Here is a 17,370-nt window from a genome sequence, read left to right as displayed (position 1 = left end):
CAAAGACTAGACACGCTCGAGGGCGTAGCCAGTTTCGCCATGCACGCTCGTGTCGATTCCGGCCAGTTCGTCTTCGTTCCTGATGCGGAAGCCGATGGTCTTTTCGATCGCGAGACCGAGCAGGTAGGCGATGACGAAGGAGTAGACGAGGACCGAGAAGGCCGCGATGGCCTGAACGGCGAGCTGACCGAAGTTTCCGCCACCGGTGAAAAACCCGGTGTCGATGGCGAATAAGCCGAGGTAAAGCGTCCCGATAATCCCGCCGACAAGGTGGATTCCGACCACGTCGAGCGAGTCGTCAAAGCCGAGCTTGAACTTGAGTTCGACGGCAAGAGCGCAGACGGCACCGGCGACGGCACCGAGCAGCAGGGCCCAGCCGGGCTCGAGGTTGGCGCAGGCCGGGGTGATGGCGACCAATCCGGCAACGGCACCGGAAGCCGCACCGACCGAGGTGGCCTTGCCGTCCTTGAACTTCTCGACCAGCATCCAGGCGAGGATGGCCGCTGCAGTGGCACCGAGGGTGTTGACGACGATGAGGCCGACGTTGGCGAGACCAGTGATCCATTCGGCGCCGGCGTTGAAGCCAAACCAGCCGAACCAAAGGATTGCGGCACCGAGCAGCACTAGCGGAACGTTGTGCGGCTTGGTGATGCCCTTCTGGAAACCGATGCGCTTGCCAAGAACCAGAGCGAGAGCGAGAGCAGCGGCACCGGCGTTGATGTGCACCGCGGTGCCGCCGGCGTAGTCGATGACGCCCGACAGGCCCATGCTGTCACCGAGGTTGAGGATCCAGCCGCCGCCCCAGACCCAAGCCGCGACCGGGAAGTAGACAAGGGTCGCCCAAACGCCGGCGAAGATCATCCAGGAGCCGAACTTCGCCCGGTCGGCGACCGCACCACTGATCAGCGCGACGGTGATGATCGCGAAGGTGGCCCCGTAGGTGGCGCTGAGGAGACCAACATTGCCACCGACACTCGTCGCGAGCTGACCCAATCCGAAATCGGAGAAGGGGTTTCCGGAGAAAGCCGTTGGACTGCCAGCAACGCTCATGTTGTAGCCATACAAAATCCAGAGCACACTGATGAGCCCGAGAGCCCCAAAGCTCATCATCATCATGCTGATGACGCTCTTGGCCTTGACCAGTCCGCCGTAGAAGAAGGCGACACCCGGTGTCATGAACAACACCAGGGCGGTGGCTGTGATCAGCCAGGCAATGCTTCCGGTATCCATAAAAAAATCCTCACGCGTGTCGAGTGTGTACGGTGTAGCGCGAGGTGAACCGCCTCGGATACGACTCCAGTATCTGAGGCGGCTGTTACAACAAACGTTCCGACGTGTTTCGTACCGGTTACGAGCCTGAGTGATTTGTTAACGTCACGTTTCGCACACAGCAGCTTCATGTCCGGTCAAATTGTTCCGGGTCAATCCGAACTAATCGGTGTGCGGCGGCAACTCTCCGGTGGTGAGGGCGACCATACGCGACTGCGAACGCTGGTATTTCTTGCGGTAGCCACCCGCCATCATTTCGTCGTCGAAGACCTCATTGAGTGGGCGCCCACTCGCGACGATGGGAATTTCAGCGTCGTAGACGCGGTCGATGAAGGCCACGAGGCGGAGGGCATCCGTTTGATCGGTCAGCAGGTACACCCCGCGGATGGCGATGACCTCGACGTCGCGAATGACCTTCACATACTTGGAAGGATGCACGGTACCGAGGTGGCGCATGAGGGCACCGAAGTCGTCTTCGGTAACCTTTGAACCGCGCTGAAGAAGGGTATTGACCAGGTGTTCGCGGGCTTCGGGTTCGACGGAGACTGCCTGGCCGGATACGTTACGACGACGGTAGTCGAGGCCGTCGATGCGCAGGGTCTCGAAGTTGGCGCTCATCGCGGAGATCTCCCGCAGAAAGTCCTGCGCGGCGAACCGTCCCTCGCCGAGCGAGTTGGGCGGGGTGTTCGATGTGGCGGCCACCCGGGTGCCGGTGGCGACGAGTTCGCCGAGCAACCGGGTCATCACCATGGTGTCGCCCGGATCGTCGAGTTCGAACTCGTCGATGCAGATGAGTTTCGCGCTGCGCAGTTCCTTGATGGTTTCCTGGTACCCGAGCGCACCGACCAGTGCGGTGTACTCGATGAAGGTGCCGAAATACTTGGGGCCGGTCGCCGCATGCCAGAGCGCCGCGAGCAGGTGGGTCTTGCCGACGCCAAAGCCGCCATCGAGGTAGATTCCCGGCAGGTCGTCCTTGGCCTGACGGCGGCGGGAGAAGAACCCGGCCGGCCGAGGATTGACAAACTCGATGAGTTTCTCGACCGCGGTCATCTGGGACGGATAGTCATGGTCGGGGCGGTAGTTCTCAAACGAGGCGTGTTCAAACTGGGGAGGCGGCACCAGCTCGGCCACGATTTCGCGACCGGTGATCGTCGGCGTGCGGTCGGCGAGTTGCGGAACCGTGTGCTGTGCCTTCTCGTGGGCCTCTGGTGCCATGCTGAAACGCCCATTCTCGTTCTTCGTGCTGCAAAATGCGCAGTGATACCAAAATGCGTAGTGTGCCGGCACCGCGTAGGTTTAAGTGGTGGGCATCGATAAGCCTAATCCGCGGTCAACCCGACTTGCGAATGCATCCCCGGTCCACCTGGAGGTTACATGTCTGCCCCGTTCGACACGACCGAGAAATTTTCCGCCTACGCGCACCCCTCGAAACTGGTTTCCACACAGTGGCTGGCCCAACACCGGGGCGACGCCGGTCTCGTGGTGGTGGAGTCCGACGAGGACGTGCTGCTCTACGAAGTCGGCCACATTCGCGGTTCGGTCAAGATCGACTGGCATACCGACCTCAACGACAAGGTCAATCGCGACTACATCGACGGTGCCGCCTTCGCCGCTTTGCTGTCGAGTAAGGGCATCGCCCGCGAAAGCACCGTAGTCATCTACGGTGACAAGAGCAGCTGGTGGGCCGCCTACGCCCTCTGGGTCTTCACCCTGTTCGGCCACGACGACGTTCGCCTGCTTGATGGTGGCCGCGAGAAATGGCTCGCCGAGGAACGCGAGATGACCACGGATGCCTCAAGCGTCACCCGCACCGACTACCCCGTCGTCGAACGCGACGACGCTCCCATTCGGGCGTTCAAGGACGACGTCCTTGGCCACTTCGGTCAGCCACTCATCGACGTGCGCTCCCCCGAGGAATACAGCGGCGCCCGCACGACGATGCCGGCCTATCCCGAAGAGGGTGCCCTGCGCGGCGGCCACATTCCCTCGGCTGCTTCGGTGCCGTGGGCTCGCGCCGCAGACACGGACTCGACCTTTCGCTCGCGCAGCGAACTCGACGCGATCTATCGGGATGAAGCCGGATTGACCGACGGCGACAACGTGATCGCCTATTGCCGCATCGGCGAACGGTCAAGCCACACCTGGTTTGTGCTGACCTACCTACTCGGCTTCGAGAATGTGCGCAATTACGACGGATCCTGGACCGAGTGGGGCAACGCCGTCGCCGTACCGATCGCCGTCGGCACCGAGCCCGGCGACGCCCCGGCTCCGGCTCCTCGCCGATGACCACGGACCTGCTGGCCGAGATTCGGGAAGATTTTCTCGCCCTCGAGCAGAAGGATCGGCTGCTGTTGCTGCTCGAGTTCGCCAACGAGCTGCCGAAACTTCCACAGAAGTTTCAGGATCACCCCGACCTGCTCGAACGCGTCGTCGAATGCCAGTCGCCGGTTTTCATCTTCGTTGAAGTGGATGCCGATGGCTTGTTCCACCTGCACGCGACGGCTCCGCGCGAGTCACCCACCACCCGCGGCTTCGCGTCGATCCTCGCGCAGGGCCTCGACGGACTGAGCGTAGAGCGGGTGCTGGCCGTTCCCGATGACTACCCGCAGTCGATCGGACTCAACGAGGCTGTCTCACCACTGCGCCTGCGCGGCATGAGCGCCATGCTCGGCCGGGCCAAGCGTCAGTTGCGGGAGCACGTGGAGGCGTGACCCTCGGCGCGGTCAGCGCTGCGCTAGCCGAGCCAGCCAGCCGGCAATTTCGGCGTTCCACCGGCCAGGGTCGTAGTTCCACAATTTAGTGTGACGCGCCTCGGTGAACGCTACAAAGGTCACCTCGTCGGGCCGCCGGTCGGCGAGGCGGCGCGACCCGGTCGCCGGAACAAAGCCGTCATCGTCGCTGTGCAGTAGCAGAATGGGCCGGTGCAGGTCGCGGGCGCGCGCCACGAAGTCGAGCCGCCCGAAGTCGATCGGCGCTCTGAGTCCGGTCAACCACTGTCCCCGACGTGACCCCATCAGCGCGACTGCTCCGCGGGCGATCTGCCTCGGTAACCGGCGATCGATGGCCTGCGCGGCCACGACGTCGGCCCAGTCGATCACGGGAGATTCCAGCACCATCCCGACGATCAGGGGTGCCTGCGCGCTGCGGGTGAGGGCCTGCAAACAGATCGCTCCCCCCATCGACCAGCCCATCAGCACGACGCTGGTCGCGCCCTGGTCGGCGGCAAAGCTGATGGCCGCATCGACGTCGGCCCACTCCGTGTCGCCCAGCCCGTAGCGCCCGTCGGGGCTAGCCGGGGCGTCTCCGTCGTTGCGGTAGGAGACGAGCAGCGACGTGTAACCGGCCGCCCGAAACACGGGCACCGCCCGCAGCGCCTCCTCTCGGCGCACCGCCCGTCCGTGCACCTGGACCACCCAGCGACCACCGGCGGCTGCGGCATCCGCTGGAATGAGCCAGGCGGGGGCCGGGCCAAGCGCGGTCGGGACGATGACATTTTGCCAGGTAAAGCCGACATCGTCGGGACCGGTGTAGAGCCAGCCGCTGAACCGGCCGTGCCGGGCCGCCTGGAGGTCGCCGTAGTCCACCGCGAGGATGCGCCGGCTGACGGTTGCGGCCGTTCGCTCGGTGATCGCGCCGACCCGGGCGTGGCCAGTGTCGTTGCCGAAGAAGAAGCTGTAGTCGCCTGGGAGCATCGAATCACGGTGCCGTTGCAGGGTGATCAGGCCGCGTCCGAGGTCGACCGCGAATACCCGCGTGTCATCCTCACGTCTGGTCGGAGGTGTGACGATGGTTTTGGCCATGACCGCGGCGAGAACGGCGCCGGCGGTAAGACCAGCGACGGCCGCGCCGGCGATGGCCATGCCGGTGACAGCCAGCATCGGTCCCAGAATCGACCGTTGTGCAGCGTCTCCGCGCCCGTTTGGGGGCTGTGCCTCGTTCACCTGCACCTCCAACTGGTCGGCGTGCCTCACGGACAACACCCAGAAAAAACTCTAGTCTGCAGACGTGCCCGAAACTGATCAATCGCTGCCCGTCGAATTTGCCGCGGCTTTGTCAATGATTCGTCGCGCCACGAGTCGGGCCGAATTAGTTGTCACCGAGATTTCCGCGCCGGCCCAGCTGGCGCCGTACTCCTTCGCCCTGGCGGCAAATATCACGCCGGTCCGACACGGCAAGGACTCCGAACTCGGAACCGGCCGATTCATTCTGTTGTACGACCCGGATGAGCCAGACGGGTGGAACGGTGCGTTTCGCGTCGTCTGCTTTGCACAGGCGCCGCTCGAGGTAGAAATCGGACTCGATCCCTTTCTGGCGGAGGTCACCTGGGCCTGGCTGGTCGATGCTCTGAACTCCCGCAAAGCCAGGTACACCGCGGCGTCGGGAACGGCGACTAAAATAATCTCGTCAGGCTTTGGCGAACTCGCCAAACAGGGAGATGGCGCGCAGATTGAGCTGCGCGCGTCGTGGACACCCCTGGATCACAATCTCATCGCCCACGTCGAGGGGTGGGGCGAGCTGCTCTGCATGCTCGCCGGACTCCCTCCCGCTGGGGAAGGAGTCAGCATGTTGTCAGCACGCCGAGCAGCCCGTGGCTGAATCGCAATCCAACCAGACCATCGTTGTGCACCGGGTCGTGGATACCCACGAGGCCTACCTGGCCGCCACGGCCGCCCTGGCGGCCGGGAATGGGCCGATCGGGGTCGACGCGGAGCGGGCATCCGGTTTCACCTATTCGCAACGCGCCTATCTCATTCAGATTTACCGTCGCGGCGCCGGAACGTTTCTGTTCGACCCACCGCCGATCGGCGATTTCAGTGAACTGAACGAGGCCCTCGCCGACGTGGAGTGGATTCTGCACGCCGCCAGCCAGGACCTCGCCTGCCTGCGCGAGGTGGGACTTGACCCGGCACACATTTTCGACACCGAGTTGGCTGCCCGACTGCTCGGCATCCCCCGTGTCGGCCTTGGCACCGTGGTGGAAGAGCTGCTCGGCATTCACCTGGCCAAGGAACACTCAGCCGCCAACTGGTCGACCCGGCCGCTGCCGGAATCGTGGCTGGTCTACGCCGCCCTCGACGTGGAGCTGCTGCCCGACCTGCGCGACCGTATGGTCGATCTGTTGGTGGAATCCGACAAGACCGAAATCGCCGATCAGGAATTCGCCGCGACCCTGGCCAAGGAGGCCAAGGCCGCCCGCGTCGACCCGTGGCGACGATTGTCCGGTCTGCACTCGCTGCGCGGCCAGCGCAACCTCGCGGTCGCCCGGGAGCTCTGGCTGGCCCGCGACGAATTCGCCCGTGACGTGGATGTCTCCCCCGGCCGCCTGGTTCCTGACGCCTCCCTGCTCGCCGCGGCCCGGGTGCTCCCCGCGACCCGCCAGGCGTTGTCCGACCTGCGCGAGTTCAACGGGCGAGCGAGTCGCAACGAACTCGACCGCTGGTGGGCCGCCATTCAGCGTGGCCTCGCTACCACCGAGTTGCCGCCGCTCAAGGCGAGCAACGACACCCTCCCGCCACCGCGCGCCTGGGCCGACCGTAACCCTGAGGCAGACGTGCGCTACAAGGCGGCGAGGGCTGCGCTGCAGACCGTCACCGACGAGTTGGCGATTCCCCTGGAGAACCTGCTGACCCCGGACTTTTTGCGTCGGGTGGCATGGACGCCGCCGGAGCCGCCGGATTCGGCATCCGTCGGAGAAGCGCTGACCCAGTTAGGGGCGCGACGCTGGCAAGTTGACGTGACTGCACAATTGATAGCGGATGCTTTTGTAGCAGTTCCACAAATGGCCGATCCCGTGTCGGATCTGGAGTCGTAGGATCCGGCAAACGATTCGGGTGGGAAATTTCGCCGCCGTAGGATCGAAACGACCTGACAGGTCGATTTTGACCTGACCCAACACGTACTGGAGGCATTGTGGCCGAGAGAGCAGAAGTCGTCTTTGTGGACGGGGTCCGAACCCCGTTCGGACGCGCCGGCGAAAAGGGCATGTACTGGAATACCCGAGCCGATGACCTCGTGGTCAAGGCGATCATCGGGTTGATGGAACGCAACCCGGGGGTACCCCCGGAGCGTATTGACGACGTCGCGATCGCTGCCACAACACAGACCGGCGACCAGGGCTTGACCCTCGGTCGCACGGCTGCACTGCTGGCCGGGCTGCCGAAATCGGTGCCCGGATTCGCGATCGACCGCATGTGCGCCGGGGCGATGACCGCGGTGACCATGATGGGGTCCTCGATCGGTTTCGGTGCCTACGACCTCGCCATCGCTGGCGGCGTCGAGCACATGGGTCGTCACCCGATGGGTTTTGGGGCCGACCCGAACCCACGATTCCTCTCCGAGCGGCTCGTCAGCGAAGACGCCCTCAACATGGGAGCGACCGCTGAGCGCATTCACGACCGGTTCCCCGAATACACCAAGGAACGTTCAGACCGGTTCGCGCTGCGCAGCCAGCAGAAGGTCGCCGCGGCCTACGAAGCTGGCACGATTCAGCCCGACCTGATTTCCGTTGCGACCCGCAGCGAATCGGGCTGGGGCCTGGCGACGCGCGACGAAGCGCCGCGCCCGGAGACGACCATGGAGGGACTGGCCGGCCTGCGCACCCCTTTCCGCTCCCACGGACGGGTCACCGCCGGCAACGCCTCTGGGCTCAATGACGGCGCATCTGCGTGCCTGCTGGCCAGCCGCGCCACCGCCGAGGAGCTCGGCCTCGGCGTGAAGATGACCATGACGAGCTTCGCCTTCGCCGGCGTCGAACCGGAGGTCATGGGCCTCGGCCCGATACCCTCGACCGAGAAGGCGCTGCGCAAGGCGGGCCTGTCGATCACCGACATCGGCCTGTTCGAGCTCAATGAAGCCTTCGCTGTGCAGGTCATCTCCTTCCTCGACCACTTCGGCATCGATGACGAGGATCCGCGTGTGAACGAATACGGCGGAGCGATTGCGGTGGGGCATCCGCTTGCCAGCTCGGGCGTTCGCCTGATGAACCAGCTGGCCCACCAGTTCGAGCGCCACCCGGAAGTGCGCTACGGTCTCACCGCCATGTGCATCGGTCTCGGCCAGGGTGGCACCGTGATTTGGGAAAACCCGCACTTCAACAAGAAGGCAGCGAAGCGATGACCGACACGGGCACAATTAATTACGACTCCTTAGACTTCTCCCCGCTGATCGCGATCTCCACTGACGAGGTCGTCACGCACTCTTTTGTGCGCGACGTACCGCTGAGTGCCGACCGCACCCTGGCCCTGGTGACCCTGGACAACGGGCGTGACCACACCCGGCCGAACACGCTTGGCCCGGTCACCCTGCTCGAGTTTGCCGCCACTCTGGACGAGCTGGCAGCTCGCGCCGGGCGGGGCGAGATTCACGGCGTCGCCGTCACCGGCAAGCCGTTCATTCTCGCCGCCGGAGCGGACCTCAGCAAGGTGGCCGAAATCCCCTCGCTCGAGGTCGGCAGGCTGCTCAGCCAGCTCGGCCATCACTCCCTCGGTAAGCTCGACACCCTCGGTGTGCCGTCGTTCGTCTTCATCAACGGACTCGCACTCGGCGGCGGGCTCGAAATTGGCCTGAACGCGGGCTACCGTACGGTGGACGCGGCCGTGCCGGCGATCGCATTGCCCGAGGTCTTTCTCGGCCTGATCCCCGGCTGGGGTGGCTCCTACCTGCTACCCAACCTGATCGGCATCGAGAATGCTTTGAAGATCATCATCGAGAATCCGCTCAAGAACAACCGTACCCTGACCGGAGCGGATGCCCTCGCCCTCGGCGTCGCGGATGTCATGTTCACTTCGGCGCGGTTCCTCGAGGACTCCATCGCCTGGGCCGACGGGGTGATCGCCGGTACGACGAAGGTGTCTCGCCCGAACACCCCCGGCAAGATGGAACGCCTGGTCAAATGGGACGTTGCCATCAATATCGCCCGCAAGATGCTCGTTAACCGCATCGGTGAAGTCGCGAAGTCTCCCTATGTTGCGCTCAATCTGCTGCAAGCGGCCAAGAGCGGTAACCGCGCCGAAGGTTTCCAGCGCGAAGACGAGGCCCTGGCCGGTCTCATCGCCGGCGACCAGCTGCAGGCGAGCATCTACGCCTTCAACCTCGTGCAAAAGCGGGCAAAACGCCCGGCCGGAGCGCCGGACAAGAAGCTCGCCCGACCGATCACCAAGGTCGGCGTGATCGGCGCCGGCCTCATGGCTAGCCAGTTCGCGCTGCTGTTCGTGCGGCGACTCAAGGTGCCCGTCGTCATCACCGACCTTGACCAGGCCCGCGTTGACAAAGGTGTTGCTTACATTCACGGGGAGATCGCGGCCCTCGAGGCTAAGAATCGAATCTCCTCCGACGAGGCCAACCGGCTGCGCGCGCTCGTCACCGGCACGACCGACAAGTCGTTATTCTCCGACGCCGACTGGGTGATCGAGGCCGTCTTCGAAGAGCTCGGCGTCAAGCAGAACGTGTTCGCCGAGATCGAGAAGTTCGTGTCGCCCGAGACGATTCTGGCGACGAACACATCGTCGCTGTCGGTCGAGCAGATCGGGTCGAAGCTTGCGCACCCGGAGCGCCTGGTCGGCTTCCACTTCTTCAACCCGGTCGCGGTTATGCCGCTGATCGAGGTGGTCAACACCCCGCAGACCGACGAGATCACCCTCGCGACCGCCATGGTCATCGCCGGCAAACTGCGCAAGAATGCGGTGATCACCAGGGACACCCCCGGCTTCGTGGTCAACCGTGTACTCGCCAAGCTGCTCGGTGAAGCAATGCACGCCGTTGATACCGGAACGCCCCTCGAAGTCGTGGAGGCCGCTGTGGCGCCGTTCGGGCTGCCGATGAGCCCGTTTGAGCTGCTCGAGCTGGTCGGCCTCACCGTGGGCGCTCACGTGCTCGACACGCACCATGCGGCCTTCCCCGACCGGTTCTTCGAGAGCGACAACCTGCACAAGCTTGCCGCGCACGGCAAAATTCTCGAACGGGACGGTAAGGGACGCCGTACCGGCTTCGACAAGGGTGCACTAAAGATCATCTCCGGCGGCAGCACGCCAATGACCGCCGAGCAGATTCTGCAGCGCGTCGAAGACGGCCTGGTCGATGAAATCAAGCGGATGCTCGACGACGACGTTGTGCATGCGGCCGAGGACATCGACCTGTGCATGATCCTCGGCGCCGGCTGGCCGTTCCAGATGGGCGGGATCACCCCGTACCTCGACCGGGTCGGCGCGAGCGAGCGGGTCTTCGGCGGAACCTTCCACACCCCGGCGATCCGCGGCATCGGTGCTGCCGTCGGGGCGACATCCGCTCAAAGATAGCGAGAACGGGGTCGGGTCATTGACCGGGCCCACCTTATGGTCGCGGGCCCAGTTTATAAGCTGGGCCCGCGGACGGGGCCCGGGCCCGTCCATGTTCTTAGGGCCTGTAAATCAATAACACGCGTAGTTCAGGGTTGATCTGCTGGGCTTACGGTGTAGTTTCAGTCGCCGTGGAAGTCGTGCCTGGTGAGGTGTTGTGTTTCCAGGTCTGCCATCTCACGGTCGGTGATCTTGATGCCTCTGGGGTACAAAGTGTCGTCGAGTCCGGCGGTGACGGTTAGGCCGGTGCGGGCAGCCATGTCATACACGCCGTAGGGCGTGACCTTGCCGAGTTCCCCCGTGAAGTCGTAGACGCTGGTCGCCACCGCCTCACCAGCCGGCCGGTACTCCCGACCAACGTTGCGGAAGTTGCCGACCAGCTCCTTCTTCTTGCCGTCCACACTGATCACCGGCTGCCCGGCCGCGAGGTGCTCTACGGCCGCGGCGTTGATGTAGGCGAACTGGGCATCCCGGTCCGGATAGTGGCCGCCCTCGATCGTCATGGCGTTGCCCTGAAGGCCGAAGTTCTCCTCCCGCAGCAGGCGCGCCACGGTCGGGGCCGACACCGGGCAGCCCGCCTGCGTGAGCTCGTCGGCCAGGTGGCGCAGACTCTTCGTCGTCCACCGCAGCGGCGACTCCGGATCGCCACGCGACTCGGGCTCCACCAGCGCCAGCAGCGCCGCCCTCCCCGGATCGGTCTTGGTCACACTCTTGCGACCACCACCGACCCGCCGGGTCCGCCCCAACGGCTCATTACCGGCGTCCAACTCCCGCACGCCCCCGGTCACCGTAACCCGGCTCACCCCAGCCGCCCGGGCCACTACCGCGACCCCCGCCATGCCCCAGCACCCGAGCCTCAGCGCCCATCAGCAACCGTCGCTGACGCTATTGCCACACCGCCCGGAAGTAGGGTCCTGACTCCCTCATGATCGTTTCTAGCCCAAGGTTTTCCCAAGGTCGGCCGAGCAAGGTTGCCCCGTAGACCTCCACACCCGTGACCAAGCCATTCCGCCCTGATTCGTTCCAGCTCAAAGGTCCGGCTTGACCTCAGCACACCTTCAATGCCGTTACAGGGAGACCAATGAACATTTCTATGAGAGCTCGCGTCGGCATGGGAGTGGTGTTCGCCTATGGCGGCACGGCTTGGCTCCACGGGCTTCACGCAGCGTCTGCCCAGCAAGACTGGAGTTCGGGTACCTCAGCGTTGCACTTCCTTCGGGACGGGACATTGTCGCTTTTACTAGTGGTACCGGCCGTCCTGATCGTGTTCGCGGTGATCGCGCGCCTGCGGCCGGCATCTCGAATGATATCCTTGGCTCGCGCCACGGCCGCGGTCGTCGGCGTCACCACGGCGGTGTTCATGTCAGGTGCGATCGGCCACACGCTGATCTTCCCCTCCGAGCATGCCTCCGCCGCCCACGCGGTTGCCTCAGCTAGCGCACCGGCTGCCCAGGCAGCTCCTGGCGCCAACGTCGCACTTGGTGCCGTCCCGCCCCCTGGCGCGCCAGGTGCCCCAGTCGCTGCCGCGACCAAACCCGGGTTCCACCCACACCAGCCCTCGGCAGCGTGGTTGGCCAAGACGGGCCAAGCCAATGGCTCCGCCGAAGCCGCTGCCGACCCGCACGCTGCGCACAACGGTGCAGCCTCTTCCGCTGGCACTACTGGCGTAGCGGTGGCCGAATCGGCCACGGGCGGCCACATGGAGGCGACCTCGGGTGCTGCACTCTTCGAGCACGGAGCCATCGAGGCCGCTCGCGTGTTCCCGGTGCTTCTGCTCCTCACCCTGGCAGGCCTCGTCCTGGGCATGCGCCGAAGCGATGACGTGACCGGTGGGTATGCCCCGACGCCGACACGGCGTGCCCGGTCTGTCATGGCCCCGACACCGGCACGGCGTGCCCGGCCTGTCATGGCCTCGACACCACGCCGCTCTCGCTTGGTCATCGCCGTGGCGGCGGGCGGTGTCGTCCTGATGACGACTTCCGCTCTGATGGGTCCCTCTGCGGCAACAGCCGTCATTGGCGATCCGACCACCCCGGCCAACGGGGTCTGCCCGGCCGGTGCCCGCGCTATAGAGTACGACCTGGCCGCCTTCCAGGTGACCATCCCTCTCAACGGCTGGGGCGATAAGCTGCCCAACGGCCTGATGTATGCCCTCAAGAACACCGACGCAAGGGTGAACAAGGAAAAAATCCTTGCCAACCCCAACCTCACCCAGCCACTCGTCGTGCGCGCCAACGTCGGTGACTGCGTGTCCGTCAAGGTGCGCAACGACATCGCGGGCCGGCGAATCGGCCTGTCCACCCAAGGCCTCGTTCAAGCGGACGTGAAGACCTCTGACGGCGCGCGGGTAGGCCTAAACCCGGACACGACCATCGCCACGGGCACCGAGCGCACCTACACTTGGTACGCCGACCGGGAGGGCGAGGCGCCGTTGTACGACAACGCCAACCTCGACCCGAACGACCCGAAGCACACCACCGTCCAGAACGGCCTGTACGGCGCGGTCGTCGTACACCCGAAGGACTCGACCTGGCACAATCAGATCACCGGGGCCAACCTGCTCACGGGTGGGCGCGCAGTCGAGTCCCAGCTGTTCGCCGACATCCGAGCCGGCGCGGACTCGACCCGTTCGGCCGTCATGATCTTCCTCGACGAGAACGAGGACGTTCTGGACCGGGACGGGAAACAACCGACCTTCCCGACGACCGGGCTGAAGGACTCGACCTTCGGCATCAACTACCGCTCGGAGCCGCTGCGCAACCGGCTGCGGGCCATCCTCGAGCACCGTGGGACCGTCACTCCGGAGAACCCGGGTGGCGTGGCCAAGACCATCACGCTCCCCAACGGCAAGACTTATGCCCCAAGCGACAACTTCTGCAACGGCTACGTGCCCGAGCTCGACAAGGTCGTCGACGACCCCGGCGCCAAATGCATGGGAGAAGAGTCCCACCTGCAGTCATGGGTCTTCGGCGACGAGGGCAAGCTGACCCGAACCGTCGACGGCGTGAAGGTGACCGATTCGGACAACCTGATCCCGAAGGCGTACGTCGGTGACCCGCTGAAGTTCCACGTCGTCCACCCGGGCGCCAAGGAGACCCACCCATGGCACCAGCACACCCAGCGCTGGAACGCCGACCCGAAGAACCCGAAGTCACCGCTTAATGACGTCCAGTCGTTTGGCCCCCACGAGGCTCGGGAGCTGAAGATCGAGGGAGGTGCCGGCGGCACTCAGCGCACGGTCGGTGACACGATCTTCCACTGCCACCTCTACCCGCACTTCGCCCAGGGTTTCTGGGGCCACCTGCGGATCTTCGACAAGTTGCGCGACGGCACGGCCCAGTATGCCGACGGCACGCCCCTGGAGGCGCTGCAGGAGCTACCGAACCGGGCAGGCGCCACGGCGGCCCCAACCGCAGCACAGCCCGGTTTCCCACTGTTTGTCAAGGGTGACGTCGGCCAGCGTGCCTACCGTCCGCCGAACGCGGTGGTCAAAGACACCTTCGCTGCTATCCGTCGCCCCGGCGACGCCCCCCGTGGCCCGAACGCGCTTGAGGCTGCAGGAATGCCTGCTCTTGACCCGGCCAAGCCCGGCAACGGCTACGTCGACCCATGCCCGACAACTGCACCAACACGGGTCTACCGGCCACACGTCATCGACACCCCGATCACCTACAACTCCGCGGGCTGGAAGGACAGGCAGGGAAGGGTCTACGTGGAGGAATCCGATGCGGTCGCTGTACGGACAGGACAGAAGGCACCCGAGCCGTACACCATTCGGTCCAGGGTTGGTGAGTGCGTTCAGCTGTTCACCACCAACGACCTGCACCTCGACGAGAATCCCAACGTCCCCCTCGACCACGTGAACCGCCTCGACGGTGATTACATGGCCACCGAGGAGACGTCCGAGGTCTCGACACACGTACACCTGGTCAAGTTCGACGAGCTTGCTTCCGACGGCACCAGCGTAGGCTGGAACTACAGCTCCTCGGCGATGCCTGGCCAGACCTACGGCTACCGGTGGTTCGTGGACACAGCGTTGCGGACGACCTTCTTCCACGACCATCAGTACGCCAATCTGCACCAGCAGAAGGGCCTCTATGCCGCGATGAACGTCGAGCCTGCTGACGCCACGTGGCACGATCCGAAGACTGGTGCTGCGACGAACGGAGTCGGCCCTATGGCCGATATCCGCTCAGCCAGCGGCCCGGACTTCCGGGAAATGACCATCTTCTACTCCGACCGAACGCCCATGTGGAAGGATAACGGCACTGGTCCACCGATCAACCCACCTTCGGCACCGGACAACTACGGCCAAGACCAGGGCGGCTACTCGATCAACTACAAGAACGCCCCGTTCCAGATCCGGACGAAACCCGGGGTTACCGGCGCTAAGGGCGACCCCGCGTACACCTACTCATCCGCGGTCAACGGCGATCCCGATACGCCGCTCCTGAGGGCGTACTCGAAGGACCCTGTGGTCATCCGCAACGTGGCTGGCTCCCACGAGGAGATGCACGAGTTCAACCTTCACGGTCACCGTTGGCTGAATGAGCCGGACAACCCCCTGTCTCGGACGGTCGACACCCAGACCCTCTCGCTCGCGGAGTATTTCAACTACGAGCTGCAGGGCTCGCAGGTGGTCAAGACCAACCCCGGTGCTGCAGCAACAGTCGCCAAAGCCTCAAACAGCGTCGCCAACGGCACCCCGTCGATCCTGCAGGACGGCGCCGGTTCCCCCGGTGACTACCTTTATGGGTCCCCGTTGCTTGAGGACCAGTGGATGGGGATGTGGGGTCTGTTCCGGGTCCCCAAGAACGCGGTCTCCGACCTCCAACCGCTGCCCGACCGGGCAGCTCCTGGAATTGGCAACGCGTGGCCAGCCCTTAAGCCCGGTGACGCGCTCAAGGTTGCTCCAACAGGATCGCTGGGTTCGGTCACCCCGTGCCCGACAGGGTCAAGGGCGGTCGCTGTCAACGTGTCGGCCATCGCCAAGGACATCGTGTACAACGTGAAGTCAGGTGACCACGACCCGTACGGCACGATGTTCGTGCGGAGCGAGGATGTGACTAAGGTTCGCACGGGTGCCATGAAGACCGAGCCCCTGGTGATCCGAGCAAATGTGGGTGACTGCGTCACGGTGACGCTCAAGAACGAGCTGCCGAAGACGCCCGAAGCGCACACCGGTGACCTACCGTTGCCTGCGGACGTGACGAACTTCCCACGTTCCAACCGGGTGTCCATGCACCCAAACCTGTTGACCTACAATGTCATTGACTCCGACGGGGCCACGGTCGGGTACAACTACGACCAGACCGTAGCGCCAGGAGTTACGACAAAGTACACGTGGTATGCCCATGCCGCGGTCGAGGACGGCGCAGCGAACCTGCTCGACTTCGCTGACCGGCGTGGGAGTCGCCACCACGGGTCCTACGGGTCGCTGTTGATCGAGCCAAAGGGCTCGACATACGTCAACCCCAACTCCGGAGTTGCGATCACCTCGGGCGCACAGGCCAACGTCACCTACACCGACGCCGCCGGCGTCAAACGCAGCTTCCGCGAGGCTGTGCTCAACTGGGTCGACGGTCTGATCCTGCGAGACAAGGCCGGGGCCATCCTCCCCTACCCAGCGGAGGGCGAACCCAGCGACCAGGGGCACCGGGGCATCAACTTCACGACCGAGCGTTTCGCCCCTCGCCTGGCGAAGGACCCAGAGGTGGCCAACGTCATGTCGTCGGTGGTGCACGGCGACCCGGCCACACCGCTCGTGCGGGCCTATGTCGGAGACGAGACGCACCTGCGGCTCGTATCGGGTGGTGACCGCGACCGGCCACACACCTTCAGCCTGAACGGGCACGGGTGGCGCTACCAGCCAAGCGACCCGAACGCGATGATCAAGACAGCTGAGGGCGGTCTGCTCACAGGCAACGCCTTCAACTACAACCTGCTCGGTGGGGCCGGTGGACTCCAGAAGCTTCCTGGGGACTACCTTTACCGGGACGGCGGTCTGGAGAACCAGGTCAACCAGGGCCTGTGGGGCATCTTCAGGGTGGAGGACTCGCCCAAGGCGGACCTTAAGCCTCTCCAGTAGTCCATCCATTGTGAGAACAGCTTGAGAACGTGAGCCGGCGGCACCTCGCGTGCCGCCGGCTCACGCGCGTTGCTGGGCGCGCTGGACCCAGGAGTGCCACCGAGTGGGGCTCGCGGGCCGGATATCCTGAACCTCGTGTTCTCAGCGCGTGCGCCGCATCCCGCGCGACCAGAACCTGTGAGCCCACGAAAGTCCCGTCGGCGTCCGTCCCGGCGCAGGCCGAGCGAGGTACCGCCGGCGCGGTCAGCCCGTATCGCGCGCCGTCTCACCGCGGTTCCCAGAAGCAGCTATCCCGACGACCTGCCGGTCGCTGCCCGCAGGGACGAAATCGCCGCGGCCATCCGAGACCATCAGGTCGTCATCGCCGCCAGGTCGGTGGCCGAGCGCACCGCGCAGGAGCTGGACACCGAGCTGGGGACTGCGGTGGGTTATCCAGGTGCGCTTCACCGATCACTCCAGTGTCAACACCCTGGTCAAGGTGATGACCGATGGCATCCGGCTGTACTCCCAGGAGGATTTCAAGGCTCGATCGGAGTTCACCGACCCCGAGATCCTGCTCACCAACCTGGCGTCGGTCATGGTACAGATGACCTCCCTGGGCCTTAGCCTGAATCCACCGGTCGACGTGAGATTCTGACGGCGCGTTAAACCGAGAATGCCCATCTGATCAGGTAAAATAGG

The 17,370-nt window shown here is 64.7% G+C and carries 10 protein-coding genes and 2 pseudogenes; 8 read left to right on the top strand and 4 right to left on the bottom strand.

Annotation, left to right across the window (positions count from 1 at the left end):
- Positions 1–6: 6 nt before the first annotated feature.
- Positions 7–1,230, bottom strand: a complete 1,224-nt coding sequence (locus CXY71_RS07490; RefSeq protein WP_104135026.1) for an ammonium transporter — start codon at positions 1,228–1,230, stop codon at positions 7–9.
- Positions 1,231–1,431: 201 nt separating this feature from the next.
- Positions 1,432–2,484 carry a cell division protein ZapE gene (gene zapE, locus CXY71_RS07485; protein ID WP_104135025.1) on the bottom strand — a complete coding sequence of 351 codons (1,053 nt, stop codon included), beginning with the start codon at positions 2,482–2,484 and terminating at the stop codon, positions 1,432–1,434.
- A gap of 159 nt (positions 2,485–2,643) precedes the next feature.
- On the opposite strand from zapE, the gene CXY71_RS07480 reads away from it, so the two are divergent.
- Positions 2,644–3,555, top strand: a complete 912-nt coding sequence (locus CXY71_RS07480; RefSeq protein WP_104135024.1) for a sulfurtransferase — start codon at positions 2,644–2,646, stop codon at positions 3,553–3,555.
- Positions 3,552–3,980 (top strand): SufE family protein, encoded by a 429-nt coding sequence (locus CXY71_RS07475; protein ID WP_104135023.1) that lies wholly within the window; start codon positions 3,552–3,554, stop codon positions 3,978–3,980. Before CXY71_RS07480 ends, CXY71_RS07475 begins: the two co-directional genes overlap by 4 nt.
- Before the next feature lie 12 nt (positions 3,981–3,992).
- On the opposite strand, the gene CXY71_RS07470 is transcribed toward CXY71_RS07475, so the two are convergent.
- Positions 3,993–5,210: a S9 family peptidase gene (locus tag CXY71_RS07470; RefSeq protein WP_146072769.1), complete on the bottom strand. Its 1,218-nt coding sequence runs from the start codon at positions 5,208–5,210 to the stop codon at positions 3,993–3,995.
- 85 nt (positions 5,211–5,295) lie between these two features.
- On the opposite strand from CXY71_RS07470, the gene CXY71_RS07465 reads away from it, so the two are divergent.
- The 4 genes from CXY71_RS07465 to CXY71_RS07450 all read left to right on the top strand — a co-directional run bounded on the left by CXY71_RS07465 (position 5,296) and on the right by CXY71_RS07450 (position 10,562).
- Positions 5,296–5,865: a DUF3000 domain-containing protein gene (locus tag CXY71_RS07465; RefSeq protein WP_255412627.1), complete on the top strand. Its 570-nt coding sequence runs from the start codon at positions 5,296–5,298 to the stop codon at positions 5,863–5,865.
- A gap of 19 nt (positions 5,866–5,884) precedes the next feature.
- Positions 5,885–7,081, top strand: a complete 1,197-nt coding sequence (locus tag CXY71_RS07460) for an HRDC domain-containing protein (RefSeq protein WP_104135061.1) — start codon at positions 5,885–5,887, stop codon at positions 7,079–7,081.
- A gap of 98 nt (positions 7,082–7,179) precedes the next feature.
- A complete protein-coding gene (locus tag CXY71_RS07455; RefSeq protein WP_104135021.1) occupies positions 7,180–8,385 on the top strand; it encodes a thiolase family protein in 1,206 nt (401 codons plus the stop codon).
- Positions 8,382–10,562: a 3-hydroxyacyl-CoA dehydrogenase NAD-binding domain-containing protein gene (locus CXY71_RS07450; protein ID WP_104135020.1), complete on the top strand. Its 2,181-nt coding sequence runs from the start codon at positions 8,382–8,384 to the stop codon at positions 10,560–10,562. The genes CXY71_RS07455 and CXY71_RS07450 overlap by 4 nt, the downstream gene beginning before the upstream one ends.
- A gap of 257 nt (positions 10,563–10,819) precedes the next feature.
- On the opposite strand, the pseudogene CXY71_RS07445 reads toward CXY71_RS07450, so the two are convergent.
- Positions 10,820–11,528 (bottom strand): annotated as a pseudogene (locus CXY71_RS07445) (ISAzo13 family transposase); the annotation flags it as partial.
- 385 nt (positions 11,529–11,913) lie between these two features.
- On the opposite strand from CXY71_RS07445, the gene CXY71_RS07440 reads away from it, so the two are divergent.
- Both CXY71_RS07440 and CXY71_RS07435 read left to right on the top strand, forming a co-directional pair.
- Positions 11,914–16,689 (top strand): multicopper oxidase domain-containing protein, encoded by a 4,776-nt coding sequence (locus CXY71_RS07440; RefSeq protein ID WP_158253014.1) that lies wholly within the window; start codon positions 11,914–11,916, stop codon positions 16,687–16,689.
- A 252-nt stretch (positions 16,690–16,941) separates the two neighbouring features.
- Positions 16,942–17,191 (top strand): annotated as a pseudogene (locus CXY71_RS07435) (hypothetical protein); the annotation flags it as partial.
- Positions 17,192–17,370: the final 179 nt, after the last annotated feature.

The sequence above is a fragment of the Cryobacterium sp. Y62 genome, from assembly GCF_002929785.1.
In the GTDB taxonomy this organism is placed as follows: domain Bacteria; phylum Actinomycetota; class Actinomycetes; order Actinomycetales; family Microbacteriaceae; genus Cryobacterium.
This window is presented reverse-complemented; position numbering and strand designations above follow the sequence as displayed.